This is a genomic window from Flavobacterium sp. UBA4854 (genome assembly GCF_002399805.1).
GTDB lineage: Bacteria > Bacteroidota > Bacteroidia > Flavobacteriales > Flavobacteriaceae > Flavobacterium > Flavobacterium ginsengisoli.
Window position 1 is genome coordinate 27,665 of record NZ_DHEI01000143.1, and the last position, 2,355, is coordinate 30,019.

At 29.0% G+C, this 2,355-nt stretch carries 2 protein-coding genes and 1 pseudogene; all 3 read right to left on the bottom strand.

The genetic code is table 11. The features are described from left to right. Positions 1 to 199: 199 nt before the first annotated feature. A pseudogene (locus tag B3J44_RS20755) lies at positions 200 to 319 on the bottom strand (EamA/RhaT family transporter); the annotation flags it as partial. Positions 320 to 327: 8 nt separating this feature from the next. Next, positions 328 to 1,434 carry an acyltransferase family protein gene (locus tag B3J44_RS20760; RefSeq protein ID WP_286971194.1) on the bottom strand — a complete coding sequence of 369 codons (1,107 nt, stop codon included), beginning with the start codon at positions 1,432 to 1,434 and terminating at the stop codon, positions 328 to 330. Positions 1,435 to 1,680: 246 nt separating this feature from the next. Beyond that, positions 1,681 to 2,355, bottom strand: a 675-nt coding sequence (locus B3J44_RS20765; RefSeq protein WP_286971195.1) for a DMT family transporter, incomplete at its 5' end; no start/stop codon positions are given.

Below are 2,355 nucleotides of genomic sequence, written 5' to 3' on the forward strand. Positions count from 1 at the left end.
ATTGCACTAATTTTTTTTGCCACGGATTATTAAGATTAAAATGATTTTTAAAAATCTGTTCAATCTGCCAAATCTGCGAGAGATTTTTTTAGCAACGAATTACTCGAATTGCACTAATTTTTTTTGCCACAGATTATTAAGATTAAAATGATTTTTTAAAATCTGCTTAAATCTGTTGAATCTGCGTGAAACCTTTTTCTTAATTCTTAGAAAAAAGCTCTTTCAAAGAAATCGTTTTATCGTAAAAAGTAATTCGAATTCCGAAAAGCAGAATGATTCCGCCGAAAACCATCTGTAAAGTTATTTGTTCTTCCAAAAAATAACTTATTAATCTTTTGAATAGCGATTAATCTTTATTGCAATATTTGAATTGTATTCTGCTCTACCAAGTTTTATAAAATATAATTCAATATACGTATATGTTAAATAAGAAATTAATATTGTGAAAAATGCACCTCCAAATAGAACAGATGTTGAGAAAATTAAAATAGAATTTATTCCCAGTTCTTGTAAAATATTAATTAAAATTATTAAAACTATCATGTGTACACAATAAATCGAATAAGATATTTTTCCTAAAAACTGAATAATTCTGCCTCCAAAAAGAATATCAAAAAAGCTGTTTTTGTATTTTTGAAAATATAGAGTGATTCCCCAAATTAGTATTAAACAGCTAATCATCCAATTTTTGAAACAATAAATTAAAGCAATAGTGCCTAAGAATATAAAAATATATTTATTATTCGAGGATTCAAATTTTTTAAAGAGTGGCATCGAAAAATAGCCTATTAAAAAAAATATAATCATGTTCGGTAAAAAAGACGGCTGTGTCATTTGATTTTTTGAAAATAACATTATGAGAATAAACAGCACTATTATTAGACCATTTTGGATTACTTTTTTCTTATTTAGAAAATAATATAAAAAAGGGATTAAAATATAAAACTGCCATTCTAAGGTTAAACTCCATGATTGTCCCATTATTGTATAAGTAAAAGGGAATCTACTTTCAGGAAATAGGCCGTGTGATAGGGTTAAGTGACTAAGTATATTTAATGTTTTATTAGAATTATAATAGGTTTCAATTAGTTTAATTCGTCCATATATTTTCGAACCTTCAAAAGGTATTTGCTCTAGCGTATGCAGAGAAAATTTTAATAGCAATAGTGAAATCAGTAAACAAATTAAATAAATTGGAAACAGTCTTAGAGCTCTTCTTTTTAAATAAAAAAAATAAGTTTCATTTTTTTGAAGTAGTAAATGTGTTACAAAACCACTAAGAATAATGAAAATGATGACAGGAAGAGAACCGTCGAAAAAAAAGCTTAGAAATTTATTTTGTGTTTTCGCTTGAGGAAGAAAACCAGATGCATGGTAAAAAAATACCCAAAGTGCCATATATCCTCTCAAACCTTCTAAGTAATTATATCTCATTATTTATATTTGATTTTTACAAAATAGCCCTTTCAAAGAAATCGTTTTNNATTGCACTAATTTTTTTGCCACACATTCTTAAGATTAAAATGATTTTTTAAAATCTGCTTATATCTGTTGAATCTGCGTGAGATTTTTTTTAGCCACGAATTCACGAATTAAACTAATTTTTTAGCCACAGATTATGAGATTAAAATGATTTTTAGAATTTGTTCAAATCTGCTGAATCTGCGTGAAACCTTTTTCTTAATTCTTAGAAAAAAGCTCTTTCAAAGAAATCGTTTTATCGTAAAACGTAATTCGGATTCCGAAAAGCAGAATGATTCCGCCGAAAACCATCTGTAAAGTTATTTGTTCTTCCAAAAACAACCAAGCTAAAATTGAGGTAATTACAGCTTGACTCAATAAACTTAGTGAAACTCTCGTTGCGCGCATGTGCTGAGTGGCATAACTAATAGAAAGCCAAGCACACAATTGACAAATTACAGCTTGAAGTACCAAAACAAACCAGCCGGCATCAGAAAAACCAGTGAATGGTTCGCCTAGTGAGTAACACAAAATTCCTAAATAAATGCTAGAAGCCATTAAACTGATCGTCATAAACGAAAGAACATCAACAGTAGAAAGCACATTTTTGCTAACTAAAAGATAAATCGAATATAGAATTCCAGACAAAACCGCAAATAGAAATGCCTGATCGAAGTTTAAATCGATAAAAAATTCAAAACCGACTAAAGTTACCATTCCGAATAAAGAAACAATTGTACCAATCCAAAAATTAGTGGCAGGTTTTGTTTTTAGAAAAAAGAAAGAACCAATACCAACCCACACTGGTGATAAATTTGTCAAAAGCGAAGCCTGCGTCGCACTCGATTCCTGAATGGCGATATTCCAAACTGCAACATCTGAAGCAAACAAAAT

Excerpts from the sequence above, each read along its gene's own strand:
- B3J44_RS20760 (WP_286971194.1), bottom strand. The coding sequence starts at position 1,434 with ATGAGATATAATTACTTAGAAGGTTTGAGAGGATATATGGCACTTTGG.